Below are 21949 nucleotides of genomic sequence, written 5' to 3'. Positions count from 1 at the left end.
ACTGCTACTCAGATCGCAACACCAGAAACGATTTGTTTTGATACCAGCAATCTCCTCGACAGATAGGGTGCAGTGAATGGGCACGAATGTCTGCCATTGGCGGCGAGACAAGCTCGCCGCGCGTGCCTGTCAATTGTTGATGCCTCCGGGCTCGGAGTACATCGCGGTCTGAAGAAATTGAAGCAGTTCCTTGTAGGCGCTGCTCTCATAGTTCGATTGCGCAACTAGATACGTATCGATCGTGGCGAATTTCTGCGCGCAAATATCCATCGGAACACGCTGCAAATCCAGAATCGATCTCGGGCAAAGTGCGAAACACGAACCCGCTGCGACGCTGGCCAGAATGGCGTGATAGGAAACAAGCTCCGTGACCTTCCAGTCACTGCCCGTCTCCAGACTGGTGATACCCAACCATTGCTCGAGTACGTTCCGATAGGCACAACCATCGGAAAAAGCGGCCAGCGTTTTGATCCTGAGATCCGCAGGCCGGGTTACCGTTGGATGGTTGGGTGGCAGCACAAGCAGCAGATCCTCCCGGTATGCCCGTGTTGCGCGTAGCCCGCGCGCGGCGAACTTTGGCCGCGGATCACGCGTGCCCAGAAAACTACTATCCGCAACAAAAACGCAGTCGAAATCGCCTCTCTCTACACCATCGACGAGTGAACGCGACGTACCGATCGAAATCTCCAGTTCGACCTGCGGCCACCGGCTGTGGTACTTCGAGAGCAGGGCCGGAAGGCGCGCTGCCGCGGTACTCTCCATCGCGCCAATGCTCAGTCGTCCGGGCTGCTGCTCCGGATTCATCGCAAGTCTCGCTTCTTCTGCGAGGTACAGGAGCCGTTGCGCATAGCCCAGCATTGTTCGGCCACTCGGCGTCAAGCTCATCCGCTTTCCACTTCTGGAAAAAAGCTGGACCTGTAACTCCTCTTCAAGCTGTTGCACGCGCATCGTTACATTGGACTGAACACGGGCCAGATGACGAGCCGCCCGGGTCACGCTTTGCTCGGTGGCGACGGCACAGAATATTTCTAACGATGAGAAATTCATTTCGCCCCCAATCTGATTCTCGCTCTGGAATACAACCAATACGAGTGTTCAGGTCGGCTGGACATGCCGTCAACCGGTGGACGGGCAAAACTCTCTTTCCACCGTGGCGCGAATCTACATCAAGGTGCCAAATTCAAGGTTCCGATTGTGGATTGGGCGTCTGACTCATCGCCCGACCACAGCTCCTCACAGATAAAAATCAGACGCCGCACCGTGCTGCGTGCGACGCCCGATGATCTGCAGACCCAGCTAACCTACTTCGCTGTGGGCATTGCAAATTCAGCGCCCTTTTCCGTGCTTTCCGGCCAGCGTTGCATGATCGACTTCTGCTTTGTATAGAAGCGAACACCTTCTTCGCCGTATGCATGCGTGTCGCCGAACAGGCTGCGCTTCCAGCCACCGAAACCGTGCCAGGCCATCGGAACCGGAATAGGCACGTTGATTCCCACCATCCCAACTTCGATGCGCCGACCGAATTCGCGAGCGATGTGACCGTCCCGCGTGTAGCACGCCACACCATTGCCAAACTCATGAGCATTGATCAGATCAACCGCCTCCGAGAAATCCTTCACACGGACGCAGGCAAGCACGGGTCCAAAGATTTCTTCCTTATAGATCTGCATCTCTGGCGTAACGTTGTCGAACAGCGTGCCGCCCGTGAAGAAACCGCCCTCGAAGCCGTCCACCTTCAGGCCGCGACCGTCAACGACCAGCTTTGCGCCTTCGTCGATACCGATCGCGATGTACCCTTCGATGCGTTCGAGCGCCTGTTGCGTAACGATCGGCCCCATTTCCGCGTCGGGCTCCATGCCGTTCTTCACAATGAGACTGCGCGCCCGCTCAGCAAGCTTCGGAATGATCTTGTCAGCAACATCGCCAACGAGAACAGCAACCGAAATGGCCATGCAACGCTCGCCAGCGGAACCATACCCAGCGCCAACCAGCGCATCGACAGCTTGATCGATATCGGCATCGGGCATAACTACCATATGGTTCTTGGCCCCGCCGAGCGCCTGCACGCGCTTGCCGTTCCTTGCGCCCGTTTCGTAGATGTAATTGGCGATCGGCGTCGATCCAACAAAGCTCACCGCCTTCACATCGGGGTGTGCCAGCAATGCATCGACAGCGACTTTGTCGCCCTGAACCACGTTGAAAATGCCATCGGGCAGGCCAGCCTCCTTCATCAGCCTTGCCATGAACAACGACGCCGACGGGTCTCGCTCACTCGGCTTCAGGATGAATGCGTTGCCCGCCGCAATCGCAACAGGAAACATCCAGCAAGGCACCATGCACGGAAAGTTGAACGGTGTGATGCCTGCGACAACGCCCAGTGCCTGACGCACGGTCCAGTTGTCCATGCCGGTTGAAACCTGCTCCGTGTAGTCCCCCTTAAGCAGTTGCGGAATGCCGCAGGCGAATTCGATGACATCGATACCGCGCGCGACCTCGCCTTGAGCATCGGAGAAGACCTTGCCGTGTTCGGCTGTGATGATTGCGGCCAGCTCGTCGCGATGCCTGTTCATCAACTCAAGAAACCGCAGCATGACGCGGGCCCGGCGAATCGGCGGCGTGTTGCTCCACTTCGGAAATGCAGCCTTGGCGCTTGCCACGGCGGCGTCAACATCTGCGACCTCGCCTAGCACAAGTTTGCGTGGCCGTTCGCCCGTGGCAGGGTTGAAAATCGCCTGGGTACGTACGCCTGATCCACGTACTCGCTCGCCATGAATAAAGTGGGTAACGTCGGCTGTGTCATTGAACGCTTGCATCTCGATTCCTTGGTTGATGGGTGGTGAATGAAGTTTAGGAGTCTCCATTGCCCATGCAAAGACGCTAAGATTGAAATGATTGTTTTCAATGGTGAACAAAAAGCACATGGACACGCAAAAGGTTGAAAGCCTTTGGACGCATTTGCACTGGCTGACTGTGCTTGCCGAACAAGGCACCTACACCGCAGCGGCCGCTCGTCTTGGTGTGAGCAAAGCTGCAATGAGCCAGCGCATCGCAGAACTGGAGCGAGCCGCGGGCGTCGCACTCGTGCAACGTACCACCCGCAGCGTACGACTCACCGAAGCCGGGCAGCGGCTTGTCGACAACACGCGTCTGGAGTACGAGCGCATTGCAACAAGCTTTGCGACGGTACGGGAGATGGCGGGCGTTGCGCGCGGGTTGATCCGGGTAACGGCGCCGGTGGCGTTCACGCGGCAGCAGTTGGTACCGAGAATGTCTGCGTTTCTACGGGCAAATCCCGAAGTACGCGTACAACTTGAAGCGTCCGACCGTCTGAGTTCGATCACCACCGAAGGCTTCGATCTCGCCATCAGACACAGCGCCCAGGTTCCAGAGACTCATGTCGCGTGGAAGCTGTGCGAGACGCAATCCGTGATCGTCGCGACAGCCGCTTACCTGAAGCGTCGAGGCCTGCCTGAATCACCCGCGGATCTTTCCGCTCACGATTGCCTGTTTTACCCTCGTGCGTTAGGGTCTGGAGTCTGGTCGTTCGAACGCAGAACAGCGCGACGCACGCACTCCACTCCTCTGATGATCACGGTAAACGGCCCTCTTTCCGCTAACAATAGCGAAGCATTGAGGGACGCCGCTCTTGACGATCTGGGCATCGCGCTACTACCCGATTTCACGGCACAGGCGGCGATTCAATCGGGAAAATTTGTTGTTCTCCTGCCCGATTGGCGACCAGTAGGCACCTTTGCCGAGCAACTCTATGTGGTCCGGCCATACACCCCGCACGTACCACGCGCTGTCGAACTATTTGTCACCTATCTGCGGGAAACTTTTGCCGCAGGATTTCCTTCATAATGTCCCGCCGCGTTTTCACGAGAACCCGGTAGATTTCGAAACGGATTCCCAGGCGTCAATTTCGCGGCTCAATGCGGATATTTTGTCCCGGACCACTTTTAACGCGTCATCCCCCAGCACGAGGTGGACCGGCGGGTCATCCTCGTCAATCAGGTCCAGCAGGACCTTCGCCGCTTTCGCCGGGTCCCCCGGCTGCTTCCCATCTTTCGCCAGACGGGCACGGCGGATCGGCGCAAACACCGTATCGTAGTCGTCGATGCTGTGCTCCGTGCGCACCATCGATCTGCCCGCCCAATCTGTTCGAAACGCTCCCGGCGCAACGGCCGTCACCTTGATGCCGAAACTGCGCACTTCCTGCTCCAGGGCTTCCGATATCCCTTCAAGTGCGAACTTGCTGCCGCAGTAGTATGAAATACCGGGAAATGTAACGTGCCCAGCCATCGACGTGATATTGATGATGTGACCCGTGCGTCGTTTGCGCATTGACGGAAGCACGGCCTTGATCATGGCCACTGCGCCGAACACGTTCACATCAAACTGTCGACGCAGTTCCTCGAGCGGTGATTCCTCGAGGATTCCTTCATGACCGTATCCCGCACTATTCACGAGAACGTCGATCGCACCGACGCGCTGGGCGACTTCATCGATCGTGGCATCGATGGAATCGAAATCAGACACATCGAGGAGCACGCCGTGGGCGTGATGCGCATGCAATCCCTCAAACTCAACTTTCGAGGGATCGTTCCTTACCGTACCAATCACAATGTTGCCGGCGGCCAAGGCTGCTTTCGCCAAAGCACGGCCAAAACCGGAACTTGCGCCGGTAATCAGAAAAATCCGCTGGGCGGTTTTGCTCACGATCGAAACCTCGCTTTGGGTAATCTTCGAACTACTGGATTCACTTCATCCGCGGCTCAGCACAACTCAGGCAGGCTGAATTCGTGGATCGAAGTCGAACTCGAGTCTGATACCGCCCGGTTCGTACACCATCGTGTGACGCTTGGGTCCTTCGCCCAGGTTCTCCGGTGCGAACTCAACCACTACACCTGGCCACGCGGAAACCTGGGCGAAGATGGCGTCGAGCGCCTCCTGACTACCAACCCGCAGCGCGAGGTGATGTAGACCGACATTCGCCTTGCGGTCGAACTCCACGCGATTCGCCAGATCCTTGACCTCCCACAGTGTCAGCATGACGTGCCCGTCGGACACAAAAGCGGCCGGATAGGCCGGCCTTTCACCAACCTGCGTCCAGCCCAGGGCGTTGACGAAAAAGTCCCGAGTGGCGTTCAAATTTCGGACCGTCAAACCGACATGGTCGATGCCAAGTGTTAGAGGTGCAGCAGCCATCGCAATCTCTCCTTTTAAACTCAGACAATATTAGCTAGCTCTGAAACAACCTCACATGTACCACGCGAAGGAAGCAGGAAGTGCGTTTGCGAAAATCGCACATTGTCCATTACGCCGCCGCCATCAAAGGCCCGAACGCCGAGCGCGAGACCTCGACGAAAGCGCGCATGGCGCTCGAAATGTAAGCGTCATGCCGTCGGATGAAAAGCGTCTCGACACCTGCTTTCTCAGGCGAGATCTCATGGATCGCGACGATTTCCTGCTGCGCCGCCGCCGCGACTACGCCCCGCGGCAGCAACGTGATTCCGATGCCGGCCGCGACACACGCGATGATTGCGTCCAGCGAGCCAAACTCGAGCGCCGTCACGAGAACCCCCCTCTCCAGAAGCAGCGCATCCAACTGATGCCGATACGAGCACCCCACGCGAAACACAATCGTCTTCAGGTGCGGGATCGATGTCAAAGACTCCAGCGAGAGTATCGTGCGAGGCGTGACCAGCACCAGCTCTTCACGGAAAATGGTCTCGCTATGAAGCTCCGGGTGGTCGAGCGGACCTGCTATGAACGCCCCATCCAGACGGCATTCCGCGACATCCACCGCGAGGCTGCGGCTGGTTCCGGTTGTCAACGACAGTCTGACCTGCGGATACATCCGCGCGAAGTTGCTTACTATCGGCGAGAGCCGCAGCGCTGCTGCGGTTTCCATGGTTCCCAGCAGCAGGGAACCGCGCGGCGGCCCGTCGTCCATGGCCGCCACGCGGGCGTCGGCAACGAGCTTGGCAATTCGCGCCGCGTAGGGAAGCATGCGCTGACCCGCCGGGGTCATGCTCACGCCCCGGACATGCCGCTGAAAGAGCGCTACACCCACTTCTCTTTCCAGCGAACGGATCCTGGCCGTTACGTTGGACTGGACAGTATGCAACTCGACGGCCGCCCTGTTCATGCTCCCGTGGCGAGCGACCGCTTCAAATGCCTTGAGATCGGCGACATCCATAACACTGTCCTGTCAAAAAGGCGTCTGTTTCTGCGCTAGCCGAATCGCGAATGCCTGCCCTCCAGATGCCGGCCCATGACGTTTCGCTCGCGATCGGAATGCCTCGTATTCTGGACGACCTTCGACGCGAAATTATTGCAGTCAGTGGCAATTCAATTGTTCCTGGGTGTCACATATGCGTCAGCGCCGTGCAGGCTCGAACGTGGTGCGATAGGCAAACAACGAAGGGGTGCCTCCGCTCATGAGAAACAGAACTTTTTGTCCCGCGCCGAATGTTCCGTTCTCGATGCTTTCGATCAGACCAGCGAACGCTTTGCCGCTATATACCGGGTCCAGCAGAAGACCTTCCTGGCTGGCCAAAAGCGTAACCGCACGGCGCATTGAACTGGTGGGCAACCCGTAACCGCTCCCGAGCTGGTCACCATGGAGAACAACGTCGGCGCCGGAAACCGTGAGGCCCGAATCGATCAGGTCGAGGGTTTGCTGCACTTTCTCGTACGTGGTGGCATAAGCTTTTTCGAGCGGTGCAAGAACCGTATATCCCACCACTTTTGTCGGCGGCACACCAGCAGCGATCGCACCGGCTACAAGCCCCGCTTGCATGCCGCCGCTGCCATTTGCAACAACGATATGGTCGAACGTAATGCCGCTTTTCGTGGACTGGTCGAATATCTCAAGTGCACAGGAAACGTAGCCCAAACAACCCACCGGGCTCGATCCACCGAGTGGACACACATAAACTTTTCGTCCCTCGCCGCGTAACGTTGCGGCTCGCTCTTCCGCAACCTGCAGTGCGCTAACGTTTCCTGGAACGTCATGAATGAGCGCTCCGAAGAGGCGGTCCAGCACCACATTGCCATTTTCGACGTAGTCGTCGTCTTCGATCGGAACCAGCCTTGAGAGCACCAGTTCACATTTCATTCCAACACGCGCGGCCGCCGCTGCCGTCAAGCGGGCATGATTCGATTGCCGGCCGCCGACCGTGATGATCGTATCAGCGCCGGCCGCCTGCGCCTCACCGATCAGAAACTCGAGTTTGCGCAGCTTGTTACCTCCGCCTCCAAGACCGTCAACGTCCTCCCGTTTGACATAGATTTCTGCCCCGCCCAGGTGCTGGCCCAATCTGGGAAGCGCCAGAATCGGTGAAGGTCCGTCGCGCAATTGCGCTTTGGAAAACCGGGAAAGGTCGGGTACTCGCAATGTCATTTAATCGCTCCACAAGTTGGCTGATCGTTCGCCCGGATTGGGATGGTCGACGTTGCCTCTCCTGAATTCGAATTCGCAGACCGGGATCAAGTGAAGATTATCAAACGCATCCTGTCCGGGATGACTTTATTTCGGTCACGCAGCGCGCCTGCACCAGATTGCCGAGCCATTGCTCGCGTTTGCTATTCGGCCGCCAATAGCGCATGGACTTCGGACACTACGGCAGCCCCCTCCCCGACGGCGGAGGCGACGCGTTTGATCGACGTCGAGCGCACGTCGCCGACTGCAAAAACACCTGGTACACTCGTCTGGAAGGCGAAGCGGGCGAGCGCCGACTCCGTTGAACCCGCGCGTCCGGTTATGACGAAACCTTTGTCATCAACCTCCACGCCACAGCCACGTAACCAGCCAGTGGCCGGTTCAGCGCCGGTAAAAAGGAAGAGGTGGCGGGTCGGGATTCGCGTGCGACTCCCAGCCGAGCAAAAATGAACCTCCGTCAGACCGTCCTCGTCAGACACGACAGACTCGATGACAGCATTGCTATGAATCGTCACGTTGCCGATCGAACTCACGCGATCGATCAAATATCTCGACATGGTGTCGCGCAAGCTCTCGCGTCGAATGAGTACATGTACGTGTGCGGCATAGCTCGCCAGGAAGGCGATCGCCTGTCCAGCGGAATTTCCCCCTCCCACAAGCACGATTTCCGAGCCTTGACAGAGGCGCCCTTCGATCGACGACGCCCAATAGTTGACGCCATGAATCCCACGCTGATCGAGACCCTTGATCTGCGGGCGGCGATAGGCGGCGCCGGATGCTATAACAACCGTCTTCGCTCGCGCGCACCGCCCGTCGCGGAGTTCGACCTTCAAGGGCGATTCAGCGCAGTGCAGTTTTGCCACTTCAGTAGGTATGACTATTTCCGCCCCGAATTTAACGGCCTGCTCAAATGCGCGGCTCACGAGAACGTGACCGGAGATGCCGGTTGGAAACCCGAAATAATTTTCGATCCTTGTGCTTGCACCGGCCTGTCCGCCAAACCCCTTTGAATCGAAAACCAGCACGGATAGTCCTTCTGACGCGGCGTATACGGCTGCTGCAAGTCCGGCTGGACCGGCGCCAACAATGACGACATCGTATGTGTCAGCTTCATCGAAGCCGCAAAGGAGACCCAGCTTTGACGCGAGGAGCGTTTCATCGGGATTGTGCAGGATAGCGCCATCAACCAGCACGGCCAGCGGCATCTGCCCTTCTACGTACTGCGTTTTCGAAAGGAAATCGCGAGCCTCGCGTTCCGTGACCGGATCAAGAATCCGATGCGGATGATTAGTGCGTCGTAGCATATCCGCGAGGACGATGAGTCTCGGATCGGTTGAAGATCCGAGCAGGATCGGACCACTACCGTCCTGAATCAATCCGACGCGTCGGAGAATGAACGCGCGCATGATCTCCGAGCCGAGCTGAGCTTCGGCGATCAGAAGCGACCGGAGTTGCTCGGGCGAGATGAGGAACGCGTCGACGTCAGAGATGGCAATCGCATCGACGAGATAGGGTTTTCCGCTGAGCGTTGCCGTCTCGCCGAGAAAGTGCCCCTCGCTAACCTCCCGAAAAAGGTGGGACTGGCCGAACCCGTTTCGCACGATCAGATGGACCGTTCCACGCGTCAGGATTCTCATGCCTTCGCTCTGCTCGCCAGCGCGAAACATAACGTCGCCGGCCTTCCAATGTTCCGTCGTCCCGAAGCGAGCCGCTTTGGCTATCCGCGCTTCCGTCAAACGGGGATACATCTGATACCGGCGTCGTTCAATCTGGGTGCGCTGCGCTGCCTCGACGGTTTTGTAGTCTTCAGGCGTGACACGGCCCTCTGATACACCGCCTTTCAATGTCATGGGAGTGTCCTTGCCATCCGTTGAGGGCTCGCGATGAGGCAACGGAGCATTTTCGTCATCGTTTAAATTTGAACTCATGGTCACAGTCACGCCTGAAGGCAGGCTGCGCGCTGATCTCAGACCGTTGTTAGCGTGCGCTCTGCATTGCGGCCCAGGGGTTGTGAAATCGTCGCGATCTCATTGGGGATATTCCGGGAAACCGAGCGAAAAAACTCGGTGCAGAAATTGACGAAATTCCTGAGTCTTGCAGGAAGCAGTTCACGGTGCGAGTAAAAAAGGCATATCTCGACACCACTTTCCGACGTGGAGCACTGGGGCAAGATGTGCGTGAGATGTCCTGTGGCAATGTCTTCCCGAACCATCGCTTCAGGTAAGCTCGCGATGCCGGTCCCCGTCAGCGCCGCCGCCCGAAGCAGCACTTCGTTGCCGTCCATGGACGACAAGGGAAGCACACTCACACTTTTCCCGTTTTCCAGCAGATCGATGAAATTCGTGCCCTTCTGCCTCGATGCGGGGTCCACCAGAAGGAAATGCGTGGCCAAATGCGAAGCGGTCTCGGGTGTACCGCATTGATCGAGATAGGCCGGCGCGGCAACGAATATGTGCGGCGACGTGGATAACGTCCGGCGAATGACCGCGGACTGCTCGACGAGATGAGGTGGGAGAATCGCCATGTCGAAATGGCCGTCATACAGATTCACCGCTTCTTCCTGAACGGAAATCATGAGGTTCACGTTCGGGGCGATAGTGTGATAGTCCAACACAAGTCGCGAGAGGGTTTTGCTCACCAGCATCGGGTGCACGACGAGTCGCAATCTTCCGCTGTCGATTTCACGCTCCTTCGCAATGCGGCGATTTGCTTCGTCAAGTTCTTCGAGGAGACGGCAGCAACTCAGATAGTACGACTGTGCCGCGTCTGTCACTGAGACAGTTCGGGTTGTTCTATACAGGACCCGCGTCTGGATACTCGCTTCGAGTCTCGTAATGGCCTTGGAGATCGAGCCGGTGGTCACGCCCAATGACGCGGCAGCCTTGCTAAAGCTTCGATGCTGTACGACTGCAACAAACGTCCGCAACATGTATAGCTGGTCCATCTCCTACCTCGCTGATAGATTCACAAAGCGGACATCCCCCGTGACCGGGACTGTCGCGGATGCAAAAATCCGGCGGCTGCCATCATCGCGGATGGTCCCATCGAAAGTCCGACGGACCCAATGGCGGCGTTCGTACGTTCAGGTTGTTGACGTATCACGTAGGAGAACAGCTTAGCAATGTTTCCAGAACGCATAGGCGGTTTGTCGCGATAGGGGTATCGTAAAAGTAGATAGCCATGAGACGTCGCCCCAGGTCATGCCGCGCGTTGAATGTCAGCGAACGCGTGACTGTGCTGATAGAGACCAGAAACAACATCGGCCTGGGTCATCATCCCGACGAGCCGGCCATGGGAGTCAACAACGGGTATGTGGTGATGTCCGTGCTTCGCAAACATCGGCACAACCGTTATCAATAATGTCCCCGCTTCGACAGTCTCCGGCGCCGTTGTCATCAAACTATCGACTAACGTCTCCTCGTTGCGAACAGTCCAGTGCTCGAGACACCGATCGCAGGCTTCAGCAATGCTGGCGATTCCTTCACATCCGCGAACATCCGCCCGCGTAACAATCCCAATGACCCGATCGGATTCATCGGTTACCGGCAGCGCTTTAATGCTATGTCCAAGTAAAATGTCACGCGCGGCTTTCAGCGAGGTCCGGGTTGGTATGTGGATGACCGGACGCGACATGACGTCGCCACATGTCAGCTCGCTGAAACTGCGAGCGTAAGCCAGCATCTGCACTTCCTGCAATAGCGAGGCAAGATCATCGGTGCCGATATCGAGGAGTTCTCCGCGGCGACGTAAGGCGGACTCCAGCTCGACGTGGGAGATCCCTCCGTGCGACTCGCCGGGGTCGTTTATGGCATTGCTGTCGTGCCTGGTATGAGGATAACGGTGTCCGGTGAGCGCGTGGTAGGCAATCGCACACACTAGCAAGATCAAAGATTGCACAGCGATCGGCGCGAGCACGAAGCGATATCCGAGCGCGTGAACGTTAGCCCCTCCCAATACGGCCGTGAGCGCGACGGCGCCAGACGGAGGATGCACGCATCTAAACGCGAACATCGCGCATAGCGCAAACGCGATTGCAGCAGCTGCCGCGAGCACCGGGTCAGAAATAACGTGGGAACAGGTCACGCCAATCGTGGCGGAAATCAGATTGCCGCCAACGAACGACCACGGCTGAGCAATCGGACTTGCCGGCACGGCGAAGAGCAGGACTGCCGACGCACCCATAGGCGCGACCAGGAATGGCACCAATACGCTGCTCTGATTGAAGCTGCGCATGGTTATGCCGGTGATCGTAATGCCGATCAGCGCGCCTACGCACGAACGAATGCGTTCGGACCAGCTTACCGAAATGGGTGATGGAATAAAGCGGTTAAGCCAGTCGATCATGAGATTTCGCCGGGCTCTCAGTCCGGTTTGATTCCCCGCTGCCTGCGATACTCGGCCACCGGCAGTCCCCCCCAGCCCCAGTTCTCCGTTTCCACTTCCTCGATGACGACAAACGTCGCGTCGAGGGGTTTGTTTAGTACGTCGAGCAGCAGATGACTGGCGCCTTCGATCAATCGGGCCTTTTCTTCTGCCGTGACTGAAGTTGCGCCGGGTGTGGTGCCCTCGCGGGTAATCTGAATCGTAACGATAGGCATGCTTTTTTACTCTTGACGGTGATTGACGAAGGAGCGCCGGCCAGCGGCGCTGCTGTGTGGCAAATCCTAGGCTCGCCGCCATCGCGTTTGAATACCCGCCGTGGACAAACACTCTTTCCCGGTGAGCACAGGTCACGATGCATCAAGCTGCCCCCCATCCGATTTCAGATCTCTTCTTCCCACCTGGAAAAACTGATATTCCGGCGACGAGTTGCTTGCGACGCACATGTCGCATATTCTTGCTCGCGAAATGCGTCCGTTCCAGTTCCAGGCATTGGACTTTTAGTCACTGAAATCAAAAGGAAAGCCCGTATGTCTATCGAGAAAATGCCCGCGCTCGTCGAAGCCGTCGATCTGTACTTTCAGGCACTGCACGAGTGCGATCTGGAAAAATTCGATCGGGTCTTCCACTCGAGTTGCAGCCTGTTTGACACAGACGATGGAAAGCTGACCGTCGTCCCGATTGCCGACTACCGCCGCGTGATCGCGGAACGCGTGTCGCCAATGAGCAAGGGCCAGGCACGTGACGACACCTTGATCTCCGCAAATTTTCTGTCAGCCGATACTGCGGTCACCAAGGTTCGCCTGCGCATTCACGACAAGGTCTTCATCGATCACCTGAACTGGGCGTATGTCGACGGGTGCTTCATGATTGTGGCCAAGCTGTGGCACGACATATCGGTAGCGTGATGCACAACGTCGGCAGGATGCAGACGGCACATCGGGTGCTTGCGTTTATTCCTTTTGCGGCATGAAGGGAGTCTCCTCCTGACCCTGCCCTTCTGTTGTCGCGGCGCACGCTTTCGGACGTGCGCCTTTTTTCGGCCATTCGACCTTCGCCGAATTTGTCGGCCCGCGATGGAGGAAATACGATCTACCTTCCGTCAAATTCACGAAGCCCGCGCCGCCGCGATTGCGTCGTCCAGCATCGGAGTCCCGATCAGTGCGCCGTGGATTCCGATAACACTGGCAATCTCGACAGTCTCGATGATTTCCTCCGCAGTTGCCCCATGGCGAAATGCATTGCGCATATGGATCTTGATGCCCGGCTTGTACAGATGCGTGGCGGCGACATCGAGCGCACACAGCACCAACTCCTTGACCTTCGGCTCGAGCACACCGGTCTGCCACGGAACCGAGGAGAACTCGAGGTACGCTTCAAAGAAATCCGGGGCGAGTTCCAACGCATCGTCCCATATCGGATCCCAATACCCCTGTACTTCGGTGAAACGCTGCTTCAACGCTTGACGACGGCTATCGTCAGACCCCGCCGGCTTTCGCAGACCTTCTTCCTGAAGCACCTCGGCGAGGATGGGCATCGCCACGTTCGAAGCGTGAATACCGACCGTACTGGTCAGCTCGAGTACCTCCATCAGTTCGTCCCGTGTGGCGCCAAAATCCAGCGCCGCTTTCAGATGCATCTGGACGCCGGGCGCGAAGAGGTGTGTCGATGATGCATTGACGGCAATGTAGATGAACTCCTTGACCTTGTCCTCAAGATGGTTGTGCGACAGTGGCACCGCCGAGAGTTTCAGATAGGCGTGCAGGAAATCACAATCGTTGCGAAGAATACTTTCCCACTGCGGCGCCCAGGTATTACGCACGCGAATGAACTCGTCCTTGATCGATTGCTGTCTGGTGGTAAGCGTCATCACTTCTCCGTTAGGGATAGGCATACATAGTCTGCTAACCGCCAAGGCAATCCGCGCTTGCCCAATGTTTCAGGGAAGACCCATCACGTCGTCCATGCAGTCAGTCGCATGATCAACGTCACACCCTCGCACCGTCTAGCGCGACTGACAAGCGAAGAGAAAATATACGGCTATCTGTTTGACAGATAACGATCTCCGAGAGAAACCATGCAGCGTCAATTTGATGACCTCCTTGTAGGCAGTATCGAACTGTTCTGTCTGGCGGCTGAATTGGGTAGTTTTACTGTAGCTGCGAACGCGGCAAGCGTCACACCAGCCGCCGTCAGCCGTGCCGTGGCGCGCCTCGAGAAACGACTCGGTGCACGCCTGTTTGTCCGAACAACGCGGCAGATCCGGCTGACCGACGTGGGAAGCCGGTACTTCGAGCAGTGTCGGCTGGCGCTAAGTCATCTCGTGGATGCAGAACGGGAAGCTACCGGGCAGCAGACAACGCCGGCGGGTGTACTGCGAATCAGCATGCCAACGCCCTACGGTCACTATCGCGTCCTTCCCCTGTTGGCAGACTTCCATGAGCGCTACCCGGAGGTCACCGTCGAAGCGCACCTGAGCAACCGCAACATCGACTTTGCGGACGACCCCTTCGATCTGGCGATCCGGGGCCGTACTCCACGGGATTCCAGTCTGATTGCCCGAAAGCTCGAGGACGCGGAAACGGTAGTCGTGGCATCCCCGGCTTATCTGCGAAGAGCGGCCAAGCTGGAAACGCCGGACGATTTAATCAATCACAACTGCATCCAGTTCGAGTTGCCGAGCACCGGCCGCAACCTTCCGTGGGTATTCAATCGGGATGGCGAACTCGACGAGATCACGACGCACGGACGTCATGGATCATCGGGTGATGCGCTTGCCGGCGTCACCCTGGCACGCCATGGGGCAGGCGTATTCCATACCTATCGGTTCATCGTAGAGAAAGACCTGGCGGACGGAACGCTCAAGGAAATGCTCAAACCGTATGGCGGATGTTCGCGACCGTTCATCCTGCTATATCCGCACGGCCGGCATCTGTCGTCACGTGTGCGCTGTTTCGTAGACTTCCTGATGGAAAAACTGGGCGCATAGTGGCATTTGCGCCCTCCCTCGTTACTAACGAAAAAGCATGGCCTATCGATGGCGGAATACAGGAGCACGCTTGGCAAGAAATGCGTACATGCCTTCCTTTTGGCCTTCCGTCGCGAATGCGGCGTGGAAAAGCCGGCGCTCGTGCAGCACACCCTCTTTCAACGGCGTCTCGAATGCCCGATTGACTGCCTCCTTGGCAAGCCGTACGGCAGGCAGGTTGTAACCGGCAATGGTGTGCGCTGTCTCGAGCGCAGTTTGCAGCAAGTCGGTCGAGGGAACTACGCGCGCAACGAGGCCGGCTGCGAGGGCCTCGTCAGCACGCAAATTCCTGCCGGTAAGAATCAGGTCCATTGCAAGCGACTTTCCGACCGCACGCGTCAAGCGCTGCGAACCACCAATGCCAGGCGGAATTCCGAGCTTGATTTCCGGCTGGCCGAATTGAGCATCATGGGCCGCAATGATGAAATCGCACGCCATCGCAAGTTCGCATCCGCCGCCGAGGGCATAACCACCCACAGCCGCAATGATGGGCTTCGAAATCGTCGCAATGCGGTCCCACTCGGCGAAAAGATCTTTCGCGTGCCAGTCGGCGAAGGACTTATCGACCATTTCCTCGATGTCCGCCCCTGCTGCGAATGCGCGCCCATTGCCGGTGATCACGATGGCGCCAATTCCGTCGTCCTGGTCAAAAGCTGTAAGCGCTGCGAGCACCTCGCGCGACATCTGAACATTGAGCGCGTTCAGGTTCTTCGGGCGATAGAGCGTGATCAGACCGACGCGCTCCCTTCGATCGATCTTGATGGTTTCGTACGTACCGGTTTCCGACGCGACCCCGGTAGTATCGACATTCGCGTCGATCACTTGCACGCTGGTTTGTTTGGCGGAAGCGCCACGCACGGCTGAAACGTCGTTCGACATATATTCACCTGTCAGTTCAAATGTGAGGCGTTATGCGGGAAGGCTTATCAAGCGCTTCAAAGGATCTTTGTCTGACTCAGCATCGGCCTGCGACGCATAGGCACCCGATGAAGCCATCAACTCAGCCAGAATTGCTTCGCGATGCTCGTCCACCGCGGGCGCTTTTCTGACTGCCGTGACATCCTCATCGGGTGAGGTGCTCATCTTGACCGGATTGCCGGCTGTTTTCACTTTCCGCTCGGACTTGCCCTGGACATGAATGAACATGTTGCGCGCGTGCAGTTGCGGATGATCGATGACCTTGTCGATCGTGTTGATCGGCGCACAGGGCACGCCAGCCTCGTTCAGCTTGTCGAGCCAGACACTGACCGGCGCGGAGCGGGTCACCCGTTCAACGGTTTCGATCATGACGGGCCGGTTCTGCACGCGGAGGTCATTGGTCAGGAACAGCGGGTCGAGCGCCACTTCCGGCACACCCAAGGCATCTGCCATCAACAGGAAAAGCTGATCGTTGCCCGCGGCGATAATGAATCGGCCATCCTGGGCAGCAAAGCTTTCGAACGGTGCGAGCGAGGGATGCGCGTCGCCAGTTCTCGTGGGCACCTTTGCTTCGACGTCAAATCTGGCAAACGCGGTTTCCATCAGCGCGGCCTGGCAATCGAGCATCGCGATGTCCACGTGCGTGCCTTGTGCGTCCCTGGAGCGCTTGTATAGCCCCGCCAGGATGCCTATCACAGCAAATAGCGCGGCACCGAGATCGCCGAACGCCGTACCCACACGTGCCGGTTGATTGTCGGGCCATCCCGTCAGACTCATGACACCGCCCATTGCCTGCACGACGGTGTCATAGCCCGGCAGATCCTTGAACGGGCCGGTGTGGCCAAAGCCCGAAATCGAGGCATAGACAATGTGCGGATGCGTCCTTGCCAATTGCTCGGGGCCGTAGCCGAGCCGCTCCATCACGCCGGGCCGGAAGTTCTCGACCACCACGTCCGCCTTATCCAGCAGGCGCTCGAGAAGTTCGCGATCACGCGGAGACTTGAAGTCGAGCGCAATGCTTTCCTTTCCGCGGTTGAAGCACATGAAGTACGCCGACTCGTTGTCGACGAACGGACCGAACGCGCGCGTATCGTCTCCCGTGCCCACACGCTCGATCTTGATGACGCGTGCCCCGAGGTCAGCCAGCGTCATCGCGCAATACGGTCCGGACAGCACACGCGAAAAATCGACAACCGTTATTCCTTCGAGGGGCAAGCGCTTCTTCACCCCGGGTTTGTTCTCAGCCATAGCCAGTTCCTGGTTGAATAAGGTCAAACGCCTTCCTGAATCCAGTGCGAAGCTTTCTCGGCGATCATCATCGTCGGGCAGCTCGTATTGCCGCTGGTGATCGTGGGCATCACGCTCGCGTCCACCACACGAAGTCCCGCAACGCCGCGCACGCGCAGATGGCTGTCGACAACAACATTCGGATCCGCGAGCGTGCCCATCCGAATCGTACCGACGGGATGGAAGATCGTGGTGGCGATGTCCCCGGCCAGCTTCATGAGTTCGGCGTCGGACTCGTATTGCGCGCCCGGCTTATACTCCTGCGGCCGGTATTTCGCGAGCGCCGCCTGGCTCGCGATGCGTCGCGTCAGGCGAAGGCCATCTACTGCGACTTTCCGATCGTCTTCCGTACTGAGGTAGTTCGGAGCAATGGCCGGTGCATCCTCAAAGTTGCCGCTCTTGATGTGCACCGTGCCCCGGCTCGTGGGGTTCACATTGGCGACACTTGCAGTGAACGCCGGAAACGTGTGCAGCGGCTGCCCGAAAGCGTCGAGACTCAACGGCTGCACGTGATACTCGATGTTGGCGTGCTTCCTTGACGGATCGCTTCTGGCAAAGGCCCCGAGCTGGGAGGGCGCCATGCTCATCGGGCCGGATCGGTGCAGCGCATATTCAAGGCCGATCTTCGCCTTGCCGAGCATATTCGAGGCAAGAACGTTCAACGTGTCGCAGTTTTCAACCTTGTAGACCGCGCGAATCTGCAGGTGATCCTGCAAGTTTTCGCCGACACCAGGCGTGTGTTGAACAATATTGATGCCGTGCTTTTTCAATAGGGATGCCGAACCAATCCCCGAGTGCTGCAGAATGTGCGGCGATCCGATCGCGCCGGCGCTAAGCACGACTTCGCGGGTGACATTCACCGACACAAGCTCGCCATTGCGAACGATTTCCGCACCGGTGCAACGCAGCGCACCGTTGGTGTCGCGTTCGATGTTGAGCTTCTTCACGTGGGCGTTAGTCCACGTCGTGAGATTCGAGCGGTGTTTGATCGGACGCAGGAAAGCCTTTGACGTATTCCAGCGCCAGCCGTTTTTCTGCGTGACATTGAAGTAGCTCACGCCGAAATTGTCACCCTTGTTGAAATCGTCGATGATCGGAATGCCGGCCTGCTCCGCCGCTTCGGCAAACGCATCAAGAATCTCCCACCGGAGGCGCTGCTTTTCGACACGCCACTCGCCGCCGCTTCCGTGAGTCTTTGCAATCGCTTCGGCATTGGCGTTCAGCAGTTCGTGCTGGCTCGGATCGAGCTTGTAGAAGTCTTCGTGAGCCTTGAAGTCCTTCAATGAGTTATTCCACGTCCATTCCGGGTTGTCAGTCAGGTCGGCCCAATGGTCGTAGTCGCGAGCCTGGCCGCGCATGTAGATCATCCCGTTGATACTGGAGCACCCGCCCAACGTTTTGCCACGCGGATAAAGAATCTGCCGGCCATTGAGTCCTTTGTCCGGCTCGGTGCGGAATTGCCAGTCCGTGCGCGGATTGTCGATGCAATACAAATAGCCGACGGGGATATGAATCCACATGTAGTCGTCGCTACCGCCCGCTTCGACCAGAAGAACATTCCGGGTCTTGTCAGCACTCAGACGATTCGCGAGCAGGCTGCCGGCGGAACCGGCGCCAATAACAATAAAGTCAAATGTCGTACTTTCCATTTGCATCCCATTTACCCACGCGAGCGTTTTCCAACGCTGCCGGCATAAATTAGACCGATCGTCTATTAAAATAGAAAAAAATGACGCTAACCCAGTCCAACGAAAAAACCGTCCGCGAAAATGTGCAATGCTTCAGGGCCGCCTTCGAGCCTTGCCCTCAATACTGCGCCTTCCCACCCGATCCAGAAGAACGCCGCAAGTTTCGAACAATCGGCGCCTTCCGCGATCTCGCCCGCCGCCTTCGCGTCCATCAGGCACCTTGCCGTGCGAGCTTCCCAATCGGCGAAAACCTCGCGCAGCCGTACGCAATGACTCTCCGGAAGAACCGCCATTTCCTGCCCGAGATTGCCGACCAGACATCCACGTCGAAAGTTGTAGCGTTTCATCCCTGCCTCCGCATCCGCGACAAAATCGTGGAAGCGCTGCAGCGGTGATTTCGATTTGTCCGTGAAAAACCAGTTGAGCTTTCTCGCGAAATAGGCAGCGTAGCGGTCGATCAATTCGAGGCCAAACTCTTCCTTGCTTCCGAAGTAGTGATAGAACGAACCCTTTGGCACGTTCACGCTGCGCAAGATCTCGTCGATACCCGTGGCAGAAAAACCTTTTTCCGTGAGCGCAGCAACGCCCGCGCGCACGAGAATTTCCCTGGTTTCGCTATGACCAGCAAGGTCCTTCGGTGGGCGCCCTCTACGGCGCGGAACTCTATGCATGTCCATACAGCCGATATTAGACCGCCCGTCTACAAAATTCAACATGAAGTGCCGCGTTGTTACAGATTGCGCAACTCGCAGTGGAACAAGCCCTGCTGTCCGCGCCAGAACGCTCACATCGTACGAAACGGTGAGGCGAGATTTTCACGAGACTGGAACGGTCCTGCAGGTCGCCAATCACATGGCGACCTGCAACCGCTCGAACCGGATTGCGCCTTAGACGAGCGTCAGCGTCACGTCGATGTTGTTGCGCGTTGCGTTCGAATAGGGACACACAACATGAGCCCTGTTGATGAAGTCCTGAGCCGCTTCGCGCGTCATGCCCGGCAACGAAATCTTCAACTCGACTTCGATGCCGAAGCCATTGGGAATGGGACCGATACCGACGATTCCGTTGATCGACACATCAGCAGGGATAGCGATTTTGTCGCGCGCAGCAACGAATTGCATTGCACCGATAAAACATGCGCTGTAACCGGCAGCAAAAAGCTCTTCAGGGTTGGTGCCTTTTTCGCCCTTCCCGCCCAATCCCTTCGGCCTTGTCAGCTTCAGGTCAAGTCCGCCTTCCGGCGCCACGGCGCGGCCTTCGCGGCCTCCGGTCACCTCGGCGTGTGCACGGTACAGAACGTTTTCGATCGACATAGTCAACTCCTTATTGATGGATCGGATAACGGGCGCAACCAGTAGCGCCCCCGTGTTGCTTTAGTGCCCGGCGCTCTGACCGCCGTCGACGTGCAGAATTTCGCCCGTCACGAACAGCGCCGAGTCCAGATACAGGATCGCGTTGACGATGTCGCTCATCTCGCCCATATGGCCCATCGGATGGAGTGCGCCGAGTGCCCCGTGCGTTTCGGGGGCGTGCATCGGCGACTTGATGATGCCGGGGGCAACCGCGTTCGCGCGGATACCGCGCTTCGCATATTCGATTGCGAGTGACTTGGTGGCTGCGTTCAAACCCCCTTTAGTCAGCGACGCCAGCACCGACGGCACACCGTCGATGGCATGCTCGGCCAGGGTCGTCGTGATGCTGACCACGTGGCCGCTGTTGTTCTTCTCCATCTCGGCGATCGCCAACTGCGTGATGTAGAAGAAACCGTTCAGATTCACGCCCGTCACCGAAGCGTAGTCTTCAGACGTATAACCGGTGAACGGCTTGGCGATGAAGACACCGGCGTTGTTGATCAGCGTGTCGATGCGGCCGAAGCGTGCCACGCCCTCGGCAATTACGCGACGCGCCGTCGCCGGATCAGCGATGTCACCCGCCACTGTCACGATGTTGGGATCTTCGGACGGCTTGATGCTGCGTGCCGTTGCGACGATGCGGTAATCAAGCTTGCGGAATGCTTTGACGGTCTCGGCACCAATGCCTTGCGATGCGCCAGTAACAACTACGACCTTTTGCGATGTGTTCATGGAATACCTCGAATATTGGATTGGGCTTTCTTGCCCACCGGGCCGGTGGCTCCGATAGGTGCCTAATCTAGGTGTATTCACGCGCTGAGCAAACACCCGCTATGGACAAACTATTTTGCGTGGGCGGAACAAATCGAATCGAGGTTCGGGGATGGATGGCCCGGCACGGGCCGCACGACGGTTTCATTTCCTGGCTTTGGCAGCGCGCCTTGCGCGCGCCGCTCGCCCTGCGTCACCCTCTGTTCGCGAATGCGAGCACGATGGCGTTGCCCAGTTCATCGGCGACCGGTGCGGCTCCACCCGCCGCAGTGAAAATCGTGAACTCGACATCCGGCAGCGAAGGCAAGCCGGCATCCGGCGGAATCACGCGCAAGCCGTGCACGAGTTGCGTCTGCACGACTGGCGTCACCGCAAAGCCGGCCTGCGCTGCGGCGCACAGACCGGCGCCGCTCGAGCACACCAGCGCGATCCGGTAGTCGCGGCCAGCCCGGGCGAGTGCGGCCAATGCCACTTCACGATACGGGCACGGCTCCGGCAATAGCGCGAGCGGCACTGGAACGCCAGGCGTGAGCGACGCCCACTCGGCGCCTGCCCACACGAGTGGCTCGCGCCAGAGAACCCGTCCAGAACGGCCACCCTCGCAGCGGCCGCCGATCACCATGTCGAGTTCGGCCTGATCCATCGCGTGCAGCAGTTCGGCAGGAATGCCGACCCTGACAGTGAACGCGATGCGCGGGTAGCGAACCGCGAACGCATGCATGACATTCATCAGCCTGACGTTGGCGAGGTCGTCGGAGATACCGACCCGGATTGCGCCCTCGCTGGGTCCGCGAAGCATCTGTGCCCGTGCGTCACGGTTGAGCGCGAGGATGGCACGCGCGTAACCCAGCAGCAGCTCGCCGTCCGCCGTGAGCGTGATCGAACGCGTGGTGCGTGCGAGCAGCTCGCGGCCGGTCTGTTTTTCCAGCCGCCGCAGATGCGCACTGACGGCAGACTGCGTCAGATTGAGACGGGCGGCCGCAGCCGTGAAGCCGCCTTCCTGGACCACGGCCACGAAAGATCGCAGCAGGACGGTATCGAACATGGAATAGCCCCTTCCGATACAGTGCGAATGCAA

The 21949-nt window shown here is 58.1% G+C and carries 21 protein-coding genes; 3 read left to right on the top strand and 18 right to left on the bottom strand.

The window, feature by feature from the left end:
* Positions 1-129: 129 nt before the first annotated feature.
* Positions 130-1047 carry a LysR family transcriptional regulator gene (locus tag M0D64_RS27920; RefSeq protein WP_266260097.1) on the bottom strand — a complete coding sequence of 306 codons (918 nt, stop codon included), beginning with the start codon at positions 1045-1047 and terminating at the stop codon, positions 130-132.
* Positions 1048-1301: 254 nt separating this feature from the next.
* The gene (locus M0D64_RS27915; protein WP_266260157.1) at positions 1302-2813 is read right to left on the bottom strand and encodes a CoA-acylating methylmalonate-semialdehyde dehydrogenase; all 1512 of its coding nucleotides are present in this window, start codon (positions 2811-2813) and stop codon (positions 1302-1304) included.
* Positions 2814-2919: 106 nt separating this feature from the next.
* Between M0D64_RS27915 and M0D64_RS27910 the strand changes: the two genes are divergently transcribed.
* Positions 2920-3861, top strand: a complete 942-nt coding sequence (locus tag M0D64_RS27910; RefSeq protein ID WP_266260096.1) for a LysR family transcriptional regulator — start codon at positions 2920-2922, stop codon at positions 3859-3861.
* Between the two features lie 15 nt (positions 3862-3876).
* Here M0D64_RS27910 and M0D64_RS27905 read toward each other — a convergent pair whose 3' ends face one another.
* The 8 genes from M0D64_RS27905 to M0D64_RS27870 all read right to left on the bottom strand — a co-directional run bounded on the left by M0D64_RS27905 (position 3877) and on the right by M0D64_RS27870 (position 12045).
* Complete coding sequence (locus M0D64_RS27905) at positions 3877-4719, bottom strand: oxidoreductase (RefSeq protein WP_266260095.1); 843 nt, start codon at positions 4717-4719, stop codon at positions 3877-3879.
* A gap of 66 nt (positions 4720-4785) precedes the next feature.
* Positions 4786-5208, bottom strand: a complete 423-nt coding sequence (locus M0D64_RS27900) for a VOC family protein (RefSeq protein ID WP_266260094.1) — start codon at positions 5206-5208, stop codon at positions 4786-4788.
* Between the two features lie 109 nt (positions 5209-5317).
* Positions 5318-6202: a LysR substrate-binding domain-containing protein gene (locus M0D64_RS27895; RefSeq protein ID WP_266260092.1), complete on the bottom strand. Its 885-nt coding sequence runs from the start codon at positions 6200-6202 to the stop codon at positions 5318-5320.
* Positions 6203-6382: 180 nt separating this feature from the next.
* Complete coding sequence (locus M0D64_RS27890) at positions 6383-7408, bottom strand: D-cysteine desulfhydrase family protein (RefSeq protein ID WP_266260091.1); 1026 nt, start codon at positions 7406-7408, stop codon at positions 6383-6385.
* A gap of 182 nt (positions 7409-7590) precedes the next feature.
* Positions 7591-9297 (bottom strand): FAD-dependent oxidoreductase, encoded by a 1707-nt coding sequence (locus tag M0D64_RS27885; protein ID WP_266260090.1) that lies wholly within the window; start codon positions 9295-9297, stop codon positions 7591-7593.
* Between the two features lie 116 nt (positions 9298-9413).
* Complete coding sequence (locus tag M0D64_RS27880) at positions 9414-10376, bottom strand: LysR family transcriptional regulator (RefSeq protein ID WP_266260156.1); 963 nt, start codon at positions 10374-10376, stop codon at positions 9414-9416.
* A 269-nt stretch (positions 10377-10645) separates the two neighbouring features.
* Positions 10646-11791 carry an HPP family protein gene (locus M0D64_RS27875; RefSeq protein ID WP_266260089.1) on the bottom strand — a complete coding sequence of 382 codons (1146 nt, stop codon included), beginning with the start codon at positions 11789-11791 and terminating at the stop codon, positions 10646-10648.
* A gap of 17 nt (positions 11792-11808) precedes the next feature.
* Positions 11809-12045 (bottom strand): 4-oxalocrotonate tautomerase family protein, encoded by a 237-nt coding sequence (locus tag M0D64_RS27870; protein ID WP_266260088.1) that lies wholly within the window; start codon positions 12043-12045, stop codon positions 11809-11811.
* A gap of 312 nt (positions 12046-12357) precedes the next feature.
* Here M0D64_RS27870 and M0D64_RS27865 point away from each other — a divergent pair, with 312 nt between their 5' ends.
* Positions 12358-12735 carry a nuclear transport factor 2 family protein gene (locus tag M0D64_RS27865; RefSeq protein ID WP_266260087.1) on the top strand — a complete coding sequence of 126 codons (378 nt, stop codon included), beginning with the start codon at positions 12358-12360 and terminating at the stop codon, positions 12733-12735.
* A gap of 200 nt (positions 12736-12935) precedes the next feature.
* Here M0D64_RS27865 and M0D64_RS27860 read toward each other — a convergent pair whose 3' ends face one another.
* Positions 12936-13697 carry a carboxymuconolactone decarboxylase family protein gene (locus M0D64_RS27860; protein ID WP_266260085.1) on the bottom strand — a complete coding sequence of 254 codons (762 nt, stop codon included), beginning with the start codon at positions 13695-13697 and terminating at the stop codon, positions 12936-12938.
* A 207-nt stretch (positions 13698-13904) separates the two neighbouring features.
* Between M0D64_RS27860 and M0D64_RS27855 the strand changes: the two genes are divergently transcribed.
* Positions 13905-14816 carry a LysR family transcriptional regulator gene (locus M0D64_RS27855; protein WP_266260083.1) on the top strand — a complete coding sequence of 304 codons (912 nt, stop codon included), beginning with the start codon at positions 13905-13907 and terminating at the stop codon, positions 14814-14816.
* Between the two features lie 42 nt (positions 14817-14858).
* Here M0D64_RS27855 and M0D64_RS27850 read toward each other — a convergent pair whose 3' ends face one another.
* The 7 genes from M0D64_RS27850 to M0D64_RS27820 form a co-directional block, all read right to left on the bottom strand.
* Complete coding sequence (locus M0D64_RS27850) at positions 14859-15734, bottom strand: enoyl-CoA hydratase-related protein (protein ID WP_266260082.1); 876 nt, start codon at positions 15732-15734, stop codon at positions 14859-14861.
* 30 nt (positions 15735-15764) lie between these two features.
* On the bottom strand, positions 15765-17021 hold the full coding sequence (locus M0D64_RS27845) for a CaiB/BaiF CoA-transferase family protein (protein WP_266260081.1): 1257 nt from the start codon (positions 17019-17021) through the stop codon (positions 15765-15767).
* Between the two features lie 23 nt (positions 17022-17044).
* A complete protein-coding gene (locus M0D64_RS27840; protein WP_266260080.1) occupies positions 17045-18709 on the bottom strand; it encodes a GMC family oxidoreductase in 1665 nt (554 codons plus the stop codon).
* Between the two features lie 86 nt (positions 18710-18795).
* Complete coding sequence (locus M0D64_RS27835) at positions 18796-19425, bottom strand: TetR/AcrR family transcriptional regulator (protein WP_266260079.1); 630 nt, start codon at positions 19423-19425, stop codon at positions 18796-18798.
* A 210-nt stretch (positions 19426-19635) separates the two neighbouring features.
* Entirely contained in the window at positions 19636-20061 is a 426-nt protein-coding gene (locus tag M0D64_RS27830) for an organic hydroperoxide resistance protein (RefSeq protein ID WP_266260078.1), read from the bottom strand.
* Between the two features lie 60 nt (positions 20062-20121).
* The gene (locus M0D64_RS27825) at positions 20122-20832 is read right to left on the bottom strand and encodes an SDR family NAD(P)-dependent oxidoreductase (protein ID WP_266260077.1); all 711 of its coding nucleotides are present in this window, start codon (positions 20830-20832) and stop codon (positions 20122-20124) included.
* A 232-nt stretch (positions 20833-21064) separates the two neighbouring features.
* A complete protein-coding gene (locus M0D64_RS27820) occupies positions 21065-21916 on the bottom strand; it encodes a LysR family transcriptional regulator (protein ID WP_266260076.1) in 852 nt (283 codons plus the stop codon).
* Between the last annotated feature and the right edge of the window lie 33 nt (positions 21917-21949).

Source organism: Paraburkholderia sp. WS6, from assembly GCF_030464835.1.
Lineage (GTDB): Bacteria > Pseudomonadota > Gammaproteobacteria > Burkholderiales > Burkholderiaceae > Paraburkholderia > Paraburkholderia madseniana.
This window is presented reverse-complemented; position numbering and strand designations above follow the sequence as displayed.

Coding starts and splice junctions, on each gene's coding strand:
- M0D64_RS27920 (WP_266260097.1), bottom strand. CDS start 1,047: ATGAATTTCTCATCGTTAGAAATATTCTGTGCCGTCGCCACCGAGCAA.
- M0D64_RS27915 (WP_266260157.1), bottom strand. CDS start 2,813: ATGCAAGCGTTCAATGACACAGCCGACGTTACCCACTTTATTCATGGC.
- M0D64_RS27910 (WP_266260096.1), top strand. CDS start 2,920: ATGGACACGCAAAAGGTTGAAAGCCTTTGGACGCATTTGCACTGGCTG.
- M0D64_RS27900 (WP_266260094.1), bottom strand. CDS start 5,208: ATGGCTGCTGCACCTCTAACACTTGGCATCGACCATGTCGGTTTGACG.
- M0D64_RS27895 (WP_266260092.1), bottom strand. CDS start 6,202: ATGGATGTCGCCGATCTCAAGGCATTTGAAGCGGTCGCTCGCCACGGG.
- M0D64_RS27890 (WP_266260091.1), bottom strand. CDS start 7,408: ATGACATTGCGAGTACCCGACCTTTCCCGGTTTTCCAAAGCGCAATTG.
- M0D64_RS27885 (WP_266260090.1), bottom strand. CDS start 9,297: ATGACATTGAAAGGCGGTGTATCAGAGGGCCGTGTCACGCCTGAAGAC.
- M0D64_RS27880 (WP_266260156.1), bottom strand. CDS start 10,376: ATGTTGCGGACGTTTGTTGCAGTCGTACAGCATCGAAGCTTTAGCAAG.
- M0D64_RS27875 (WP_266260089.1), bottom strand. CDS start 11,791: ATGATCGACTGGCTTAACCGCTTTATTCCATCACCCATTTCGGTAAGC.
- M0D64_RS27870 (WP_266260088.1), bottom strand. CDS start 12,045: ATGCCTATCGTTACGATTCAGATTACCCGCGAGGGCACCACACCCGGC.
- M0D64_RS27865 (WP_266260087.1), top strand. CDS start 12,358: ATGTCTATCGAGAAAATGCCCGCGCTCGTCGAAGCCGTCGATCTGTAC.
- M0D64_RS27860 (WP_266260085.1), bottom strand. CDS start 13,697: ATGACGCTTACCACCAGACAGCAATCGATCAAGGACGAGTTCATTCGC.
- M0D64_RS27855 (WP_266260083.1), top strand. CDS start 13,905: ATGCAGCGTCAATTTGATGACCTCCTTGTAGGCAGTATCGAACTGTTC.
- M0D64_RS27850 (WP_266260082.1), bottom strand. CDS start 15,734: ATGTCGAACGACGTTTCAGCCGTGCGTGGCGCTTCCGCCAAACAAACC.
- M0D64_RS27845 (WP_266260081.1), bottom strand. CDS start 17,021: ATGGCTGAGAACAAACCCGGGGTGAAGAAGCGCTTGCCCCTCGAAGGA.
- M0D64_RS27840 (WP_266260080.1), bottom strand. CDS start 18,709: ATGGAAAGTACGACATTTGACTTTATTGTTATTGGCGCCGGTTCCGCC.
- M0D64_RS27835 (WP_266260079.1), bottom strand. CDS start 19,425: ATGGACATGCATAGAGTTCCGCGCCGTAGAGGGCGCCCACCGAAGGAC.
- M0D64_RS27830 (WP_266260078.1), bottom strand. CDS start 20,061: ATGTCGATCGAAAACGTTCTGTACCGTGCACACGCCGAGGTGACCGGA.
- M0D64_RS27825 (WP_266260077.1), bottom strand. CDS start 20,832: ATGAACACATCGCAAAAGGTCGTAGTTGTTACTGGCGCATCGCAAGGC.
- M0D64_RS27820 (WP_266260076.1), bottom strand. CDS start 21,916: ATGTTCGATACCGTCCTGCTGCGATCTTTCGTGGCCGTGGTCCAGGAA.